Below are 9,098 nucleotides of genomic sequence, written 5' to 3'. Positions count from 1 at the left end.
CCGTCGCTCACCGTGAAATAGTCGCCCGGCTTCATGGCAGGTTCTGCCGTACACTCACCTATCACCTTTTTAACGGTCACCTTCAGTTCATACATGATGGCTCCTTTATAGACAGCATGGTCTGCGGGAAAACAATAAAATAAAACAATTTCTGGTTTGGCACATTCATAATTCTTTCCCTACAATGTGGGTGCTTCTTTCATCCCGATCGTCCCCCCATCACTTTCAATTTTCTCATATGGTGAAATTATTTATAATTCTAAAGAAGATTTTATATAGTTATTACCAATAAAAAATTGGGGTGACTTTTCTACCAGACCAAATTTTACTCTCTCCGCATTATGTATCATTGCTGAAGCTAAAGTATCAACTCTAAGCCCAAGTCCTTTCGATTCAAAAAAATTTCCCAACCATGTTTCTTTACCCTGAAGTCGTATTAACATACCTGGCTTAAAAATAGAAACTCTATTAAAAAAGAAATTTGATATTACAGTTTGTTCTTTTTGCCCAATAGTCTTCATATACAATAATGGATGAATCCAATTCTTAGCCCATATTTTATGGTTTGCACCTTTTGCTGATATTAGCGATGCATGAGGTATATTAGCATTTGCAGCCATCTTAGCTGCTTCATTTGAAATGCCTGATTCAATATTAATAAACTCTTTTGCTCCTCCTGCACGCTGTCGAGTTGTACCTATACAATTAAAAAAAACATCGTTATTTTGCCAGTACTTTTCAGTAGATGACAAATTGGAAAGTGATTCAACAACAACATCCACTAGTTTATCATTTTTTTCGCCATCCAAAGCTGGTCTTCTACCAATAGAAGTGATTAAATCGCATTTTTGATTACTAATTAGCCGGTTCAACAGTTGTTTTCCTGTAGCTCCTGTACCGCCTATGATTATTGCTTTAAACATTTACAATCTGGCCATTATTGCACCGCTGCTCCCGTCATTTACCAGGTTGAGATTGGGAAAGTGGTTGAGAAAGCTTTGGTAATCACTCATTGTAAGTCGATGAGAATACGGCAATGATCACTTGGACCCCAGTTTTCTTCTGAATTTAGTGCCCGGACAATTAGTCGATTATGCATTATATGTTGCGGAACTTAAATTTTCTGCCATCCACCACTGGTCTCCAATTTTAACAGTTTCATATACGGTTCCTTCTATATCCGAAACGGTTCCATATTCTACTTCTATGGGTTTTTCATCTTCCTCACACCCAACAATCAATAATAATGGTTATACGATTAGTAATAATCTTTTCATTTTGTTATCTCCTTTATTTGAGCCAGAGTCGTTTCAATATCTATATCAGTATTGTAAAGATGAGGTGAAAATCGAATCGAGCCAGCTCTATTCGAAACATAGATCTGAGCAGCTTTAAGATTATTAATTATTCTTTCTGTATCCATTCCATCAAAATGAGCCGTTATGATGGATGAACTATACTTTTTATCAAGTGGAGAAGTAATCACTGCATTTCTTGAAAGTAAACCTTCAACCAAAATATCACTGAGTCGCCTATTATACTGGAAAATATTTTTTATACCAATTGTATTTAGATAATCAATTGATTGGGTGAGGCCAACCGCACAGCCAAAAGCCATAGTGCTAAATTCAAATTTCTGAGCTCCTTGAGGATATTCAATCCTGGATGCATCTAGGTCCCACATATTCTTATGGCTTCTAAATCCAACCAGCCCTGGTTCTAACTGATCCAAAAGATGGGGCGCAACATACATGAAAGCTGCACCAAATGGTCCACATAGCCATTTATATGCTCCAGCAACTAGAGCATCGATCGGACTTTTATTAACATCAATAGGTATAGCGCCAGCAGACTGTGTTGCATCCACAACGAATAATGCGTCATACTCATGAGCTGCTTCTAATAATAAATCTAAATCAAAAATTTGACCATTACTGAATTCAACATGAGAAATACATACCACTTTTGTGTTCTCATCAATCAAATCAATAATATCGTCTACATCGACAAAATTATTTTTCTCTTTTGCCAGCCTAATCTCACATCCAGTTGAATTAGCTACTCTTTGCCAAGGATATACTGTACTTGGAAAGACTATTTTCGTACTAACAACGTTTTGATCTTTTGTTGGTAAAACTGCCCAAGCTAACGAGCCTAGGAGCTCTGTAGCGCTGGATCCTGCAGCAATATTCTCAGGTGATGTATTAATTAATCGAGCGGCTGCCAAATGAAGGTTTTTAAAGACATTCTGTTCAGCATTGTCATCAAAATTATTGCTTCCATTAAGGGCTACATTTTCAAACCAGTCTTGAATGCCACTTTCTGCACCACTATACATAAGGGCCACATTAGCTGCATTGAGATAAACAAAATTTTTTGCTGAAGGGAAGTCTTTTTCAGCGGTTATCGAATTCATGACAACCAGCGGATATATCCATAAATATTCATGATTGTAAGAATAAAAGACATGATTGCAATTGAATATGCCTTTTTGTATATAGAGTAAACACCTACCATGATATTTCCTACAATCCAAACTAACCAGGAGGCTATATACTCATTAGCATTGAGGTAATATCCAAAAATAACTAACCCAGCGCCTATCCAGCCAATTAATCTCCAGTTTAATGGCTCTGTATTATTCTTGAACCAATTTGTCATAATAAAATTTACTCATCATTCCACAAACAAAAACCCCCACGAATGTGGGTGCTTTTTCATCCCGACCGTACCCGAAATGAGCTTTCAGGACGGGGCTTGCTTTGAGTACCCCCGACAGGATTCGAACCTGTGACCCTTCGCTTAGGAGGCGAATGCTCTATCCAACTGAGCTACGGGGGCGCGGTCAAATTTAGGAATTTCTAATTGAAGATTGATTATTGAAATCGGTTTGGCCTATTTGATGCTCACAGTTCACTCAGGCAGACCATGCTCGAAACAGTAGTAGAGTGTCTGATAAGACGATCGAAAGCGCAGAACATCCCGGCCAACCTTCTCAGTTGTCTCACTCTGAACCAACAGCCTTGCTATAAAGTCGGCGATTTCCTTCATCTCCTCCTCCCTCATTCCGAGGCGAGTCACTTCTATGGTACCGATCCGAAGGCCGCCGGGATTAGCCCAATCATCATATGAATCAGTAGGCAATAGATTTTTGTTTGTGATGATATTCGCACTTTCCAGTTGCCTCGCTACTTCGAGCCCTCCTCCGAACTTTCGTACATCGGCAATGACTTGATGCGTCCGGGTGAAACCCTTGTGGGACGCGAGCATGGGAATTCCCCTCTCCTGAAGTGCCTCGCCGAGGGCTTGTGCGTTCTTGACTATCTGGTTCATGTATGCTTCACCGTACTCGAGGAACTCAGCCGCCGAGTATGCCAGCGCCGCCACACGGTTCACCTGATGCGTTGCCGCCCAGATAGGAAACACTGCATCCGTCACCGCCTTCGTGATTGAAGGGTCATCCCACAGAATAATGCCGCTCTGCGGTCCGCTGAACGTTTTCCCGGCTGAACCGGTTACGATATCCGCGCCTTCCTTCAAAGGATCCTGATAGAATCCCGCCGCAACAAGGCCAAGTTGATGGGCGCCGTCGAAGAAAATCTTGCCGCCCCACTGTGATACCGTCTCGGCCATCTGCTGTATGGGAAATGGAAAGAGAGCCATAGTCAGTCCCAGTGCGACGAGCTTCGGTCTAACCTCAGGTGCTAACCTATTAAACCGGTCCAGATCGACTTCCAGTTCCACAGAATCGACGGGAATATCAACAATCTTGAGGCCGTGAGATCCGGCCGGACCGTCCCTCCGATTGCTGGAATGTCCGCCTACCGGCGGCGCTACGCTCATGATTGTGTCGCCCACATCGGTGAGAGCAGAGTAGACGACAGCGTTACCGATCATGCTGGCGCACATGCGGTGGTCGGCATACTCGCAGTGGAAAACCTTCTTCAACAACTCCACACAGAGGGATTCCACTTCATCGATATGGCGGGTGCCGGCGAACCATCGGTTCTCCCTACCGATATGTCCCTCCGCCGCTCTCGTGCCGATCTCCGCCGACAGGAGAGCCCGCACCCCCGGGCTGGTTGGTGCTTCCGGTGCCAATAGATTGATACACTCTTCGCCGCGCCACCTAGCGTTGAGGTCAACAGCGGCAATCACTTCCCTGCCCACCTCCTGGAGGCCGGCACAGTCATCGATCACCTCTCGTGCTCTCTTTAGAATGTCAGCGTCGTGGACTTCTACTCTTGCCTCAATCGTGCTCATATATCAGATCCCGCGTCATCAGATTTCTGACAGCCTCTTTCGGATCCACGTCTTCGAAGAGCACAGCGTAGGTTGCTTCACAGATTGGCATTTCTATGCCATGTCGCTCCCGCAATGCGTGTACGGACTTTGCAGTACGCACCCCTTCCGCCACCATTTTCATTTCACTAAGGATTTCCTTCAGCTTCCTGCCCCTGCCGATCTGTTCCCCCACGGCCCGGTTGCGGCTGTGACGACTAAGACAGGTAGCTATCAGATCGCCGATTCCACTAAGGCCAGCGAAAGTCTGTGCTCTGGCACCCATGACGACTCCCAGTCTTGTTATTTCCACAATTCCCCTAGTGATAAGGGCTGCCTTGGCGTTATCGCCGAAACCGATCCCATCACAGGTCCCAGCGGCGACGGCAATCACATTCTTCACTGATCCTCCAAGCTCAGCACCCGCAATATCAGCGTTGGCATAAACCCTGAGCGTCTCCGATGAAAAGGACTTCTGAACCGCTTCAGTACTGCTGCCGTCAACTCCCGCCGCCACTATGGTGGTGGGGACTCCCTGCGCTACCTCCTCTGCATGGCTTGGTCCCGTAAGTGTGACGATTCTCTTATCGCTTACTCTCCCCACCTCCCCGATCACTTCACTCATCCGCAGGAGTGTATCATTCTCGATCCCCTTGGCGAGATTGACTACTACAGCATCACCTATCCGGTCGGCCATCTTCGCCGCCACGTCTCTCACGCCGTGGGACGGGACGCCGAACACTACAATATCTGACGCTTCGAAAAGTGTAAAATCATCTATAAACCGGATCCGGCCATCAAAGACAAGCTGCGGCAAGAACGGGTGAGTCCGTTCATTCTGCATGACGTCCAGTTCATGGCGATTGCGGTGCCAAACCGTCACGTCATGACCGAGATTTGAGAGGTGCTGAGCGATGGTAGCGCCCCAGGAACCGCCTCCCAGGACAGCTATCGTTTTATTTTCCATTCTGCTGTGATCTATGAGGAACTCAGACTATCCTGCCGCCTGCCGGACTTCCTTGTTAACACGCACACCCGATTCGATTGCGCCGTTCATGGATGCGCGGTGTATAGAAGTGTGCTCACCGGCAAAGTGAACCAATCCCTCTCTCTCCATGGCCAGCTTAAGGAAATCTCTCGCCTGTCCCACACCGGGAAAAGAATAACTCCCCTTGATCCACTGATCTTCGTTCCAGTACTTGGCGACGCCCCCTTCCCAGTATTGAGGCACTTCTTCCCAGACGCGCTTGACCGCATCGTATGCCGCATCCATCCGCCCTTGCGGCGATAGGTTTCCCAGTTCTTCAGCATCCGTGCCGGATGTAAACGACAACACGATACCTCGCGGTCCCGGCTGATCAATGGAGTGGTGATAGATGCGGCGCAGCGGCGTATCGGTAAAGATGCGCTGACCCAGACTCCCTTCCTCATCCCAGAAGCGCTTGGTAAACTGCATGGCAATCTTCATGACGTGACCGTATGACAGCTCACGAATGCACTTCATCTTGCCAGCCGAAAACTGAGGATTGATGACTACATCCCTTAACACCTTGAACGGTATAGCGATGACGAGGTGCGACGCTGTCATGGCCTGCAGCTTTCCCTCTTCCTCGAACCACACCTCGACACTTCTGCTACTGTGCTCAATGCGCCGCACCGGCCGGCGGTACTTAATCGTGGGCGCGATTGCCTTGGCAAAGCTATTGGATAGCTGGTCATTGCCGCCCACAATTCTGCCCTCGTCTGTTTCTTCGCTGAAAGCGCCCGCCATGTAGTGACTCATAACAAGTGCCAGTGCCGAAATGGTCTCTGGACGGCCGGTACTCTCCGTTGCGTTGGTATAGATATAGAGATCGATGATATCCTGCGGTGCCCCCTCACTGCGCAGTAAATCAGCCACGGATATCCTGTCGAGAGCAAGAACATCATCAGGTAGATGCCCCAGCGCTGCCAGCGGTTTATCTGGCTTGTTCCCGCGAAACTCGTGACAGCTTGAGCACCCGGTATTAAACTGTTGCGCCGATTCCTGAATCTTCTCTACCCATCGTTCCACCCAGGGTCCTTCCTGCCCGAACAGTTTGCCCCCTTCTACTCCTTCGAACGGTAACTTATAGCTATTCTTCTGGAAGTCAGCTATTCTGTAGCTGCGGTCACGGACAAGGATACCGTCGTACAGTTTTGCAGTGCGAATCGACAGTCCAAATTTTTTGGCATACATGCGAGCGTATCTATCTTCAGAGTTGACATACTCTGCCCCCATCTCAGCCGACAGACCGTCCGCAAAATGATCACGGTAGGTTCTGACTCTGCCTCCCGGTCTGCCGCGCGCCTCAAGAACAGTCACATCGAATCCAGCACGATTAAGCTCGTAAGCGCAACTGAGTCCCGCCAGTCCGGCGCCGACGACAATAACGCGGCGGTCTGACCCCGGCGATGATGAAAAAGCTCGCGCCAGCACGACAGGAGAAAGCGCCGCTGCTGACGCCATTCCACCGGCCCGCTTCAAAAAGTACCGTCGTGAGATAGCCTTCATTCTAATTCCTTTCTTGTGGACTACTCTTCCGGGGGCGGAGCCGCATACATGGCGTCGATAACATCTTTGTAGCGCTCCACCACCACTCTCCTCTTAACCTTAAGTGTCGGCGTCAATTCGTTGTCGGCGATGGTCCACTCTTTGGGAAGTAGCTCAACCTTGCGTATCCTTTCAAAACGGGCAAAGTTCTCCATAGCGGCAGCAACTTCCGCATCGAACAGAGCTTGCACCTCACTGGTGCGGCACAGCGCATCAGGACTGGTCTCACTGATTCCTTTATCGGCGGCAAAGCCTTCCAGTGCTTCGAAGGACGGTACAATAAGTGCACTGATGAAATTCCTGTTGTCACCGATCACCAACAGCTGTTCGATATACTTTGATGTAATGAGTGCATTCTCCAGCGCAGCCGGCGCAACGTTCTTGCCTCCGCTGGTGACAATTAGGTTTTTCTTGCGATCGGTGATTCTCAGAAATCCGTCTTCGTCAAACTCACCGATATCGCCGGTGTGGAACCAACCGTCAGCATCGATCGCCTCCCGGGTAGCATCTTCATTCTTGAAGTACCCTTTCATTGTGTTAGGCCCGCGGTTGAGGATTTCACCGTCCTCAGCAATCTTGACCTCAACGTCACTAATGGGATGACCGACGGTTCCAAACTTGAACGAATCGAGACTGTTGAGTGTCATGACAGGGCTCGTTTCCGTTAGACCGTAACCCTCCAAAATGATCAGTCCTGCCGCGCCGAAGAATTCACCAATCTCACCGGATAGAGGCGCCGCTCCCGAAGAGAAGAATTTCAATCGCCCGCCGAGGCGATCCTTCAGCTTCGAGAAGACCAGCTTTTCGGCGATACCGTGTTTTATCTTCAATCCCGCAGGCATCGGTTCGTGCTTCTGGCGGTATTTGAGCGCCTCCCGTCCGACGCCGATAGCCCACCAGAAAATCTTTTGACGCAACGCGGGATCTCCCGCCACCTTATCGAGGATGCGAGTGTACATTTTTTCGTAAAGCCTCGGTACGCTGGCCATGACCGATGGGCGCACTTCGGGGATATTTTCGGACACCTTTTCGATACTTTCGGCATAGTACACAGTGGCGCCGACGCTGAACATACCGAAGTGTCCCACTGTCCGCTCATAGCTGTGACTCAACGGAAGGAAAGAGAGATAGACGTCACTGCTCTCCACGGTCACAACCGCATAGGTCGCCTTGATATTGGTCACAATATTGTTGTGAGTCAACATCACCCCTTTTGGGTTGCCGGTGGTTCCGCTGGTGTAGATTAATGTGAGAAGATCGTCTGCCTTCGCTGACCGGGCCCTCTCTTCGAAATCAAATCCCACAGACGATTTATGATCCTCGCCCAACTGGGTGAGTTCACTAAAGGCGATCACGTTGTCGCGGTCGTAGCTGTCATCATCCATGACAACGACAGTTTTAATGAACTCGCTATCATCGAGGAAATCCAGAACTTTGTCGGCCTGTTCCCTGTTCTCAGTGATAACGACCTTGGATTCGCAATCATCGAGGATGAATTTAACCTGGGGAGAAGTGAGCGTTGGATATACGGAAGCTGTAGCGCCACCCATGCAAATGACGGCGTAATCGGACATGGCCCACTTGGGGTTGTTATTTGACAGGATGGCGACTCTGTCACCCTTGTCACAGCCGAGGGAAGCAAGTCCGTAGGCAATGTTCTCCACTGTATGCCTAACCTCTCGAAAAGTGATCCCTTTCCATTCTCCTTTTTCTTTGTAAAAATATGCCTCTTTATCACCATACTCGTTGCAGACAGCGAGAAACATTTCCGGAATGGTAGAAATAGTGGTTAAATCAATCATTATTGCCTCCTTCGCAAAATAGTATTACGCTTAGCCGAAATATATTGACATTTCTCAGATGAAGTCTATACTTTTCGCCGCCTTTAATGAGCACTCCACAGCCGGGATGGCGGAATTGGTAGACGCGTTGGTCTCAAAAACCAATGATCGCAAGATCGTGGGGGTTCGATTCCCCCTCCCGGCACACACTTTTGCAAGGTCTAATCTTACGCTGCGAACCAGCCCGGTTCACCGACGGCTTCAATAAAGTAAACAAAATTGACTACTTCTCATTTTTCGCCAGTTCGAGCATGAAGGCGTACTCCAGCGCTACTTCCCGGTAACGGCGAAAGCGTCCCGATTTCCCCCCGTGTCCCGCATCCATATTGGCATGGAGATACAGTATGTTATTCCCAGTCTTGATGGATCTCAGCTTTGCCACCCACTTCAACGGCTCCCAGTAC

Annotated in this window: 7 protein-coding genes and 2 tRNA genes; 1 reads left to right on the top strand and 8 read right to left on the bottom strand. The window is 48.2% G+C overall.

Annotation, left to right across the window (positions count from 1 at the left end):
- Positions 1-251: 251 nt before the first annotated feature.
- The 7 genes from QF669_02350 to QF669_02320 all read right to left on the bottom strand — a co-directional run bounded on the left by QF669_02350 (position 252) and on the right by QF669_02320 (position 8,655).
- Entirely contained in the window at positions 252-923 is a 672-nt protein-coding gene (locus QF669_02350) for a hypothetical protein (GenBank protein MDP6456286.1), read from the bottom strand.
- Between the two features lie 350 nt (positions 924-1,273).
- A complete protein-coding gene (locus QF669_02345) occupies positions 1,274-2,416 on the bottom strand; it encodes an aminotransferase class V-fold PLP-dependent enzyme (GenBank protein ID MDP6456285.1) in 1,143 nt (380 codons plus the stop codon).
- A gap of 351 nt (positions 2,417-2,767) precedes the next feature.
- A tRNA-Arg gene (locus QF669_02340) sits at positions 2,768-2,841 on the bottom strand.
- A gap of 72 nt (positions 2,842-2,913) precedes the next feature.
- Entirely contained in the window at positions 2,914-4,263 is a 1,350-nt protein-coding gene (locus tag QF669_02335; GenBank protein MDP6456284.1) for an aminotransferase class I/II-fold pyridoxal phosphate-dependent enzyme, read from the bottom strand.
- Positions 4,250-5,248, bottom strand: coding sequence for an NAD(P)H-dependent glycerol-3-phosphate dehydrogenase (locus QF669_02330; GenBank protein ID MDP6456283.1), 999 nt, complete (start codon positions 5,246-5,248; stop codon positions 4,250-4,252). The genes QF669_02335 and QF669_02330 overlap by 14 nt, the downstream gene beginning before the upstream one ends.
- A 27-nt stretch (positions 5,249-5,275) precedes the next feature.
- Complete coding sequence (locus QF669_02325) at positions 5,276-6,814, bottom strand: FAD-dependent oxidoreductase (protein MDP6456282.1); 1,539 nt, start codon at positions 6,812-6,814, stop codon at positions 5,276-5,278.
- A gap of 20 nt (positions 6,815-6,834) precedes the next feature.
- Positions 6,835-8,655 (bottom strand): long-chain fatty acid--CoA ligase, encoded by a 1,821-nt coding sequence (locus QF669_02320; GenBank protein ID MDP6456281.1) that lies wholly within the window; start codon positions 8,653-8,655, stop codon positions 6,835-6,837.
- 100 nt (positions 8,656-8,755) lie between these two features.
- Between QF669_02320 and QF669_02315 the strand changes: the two genes are divergently transcribed.
- A tRNA-Leu gene (locus QF669_02315) sits at positions 8,756-8,839 on the top strand.
- A gap of 78 nt (positions 8,840-8,917) precedes the next feature.
- On the opposite strand, the gene QF669_02310 is transcribed toward QF669_02315, so the two are convergent.
- On the bottom strand, positions 8,918-9,098 hold a 181-nt coding region (locus QF669_02310; GenBank protein ID MDP6456280.1), incomplete at its 5' end, for a prolyl oligopeptidase family serine peptidase.

It is taken from the genome of Candidatus Neomarinimicrobiota bacterium (assembly GCA_030743815.1).
Lineage (GTDB): Bacteria > Fidelibacterota > Marinisomatia > Marinisomatales > S15-B10 > UBA2146.
The sequence above is the reverse complement of the archived record's forward strand: the minus strand, read 5'-3'. Positions and strand labels throughout refer to the sequence as shown.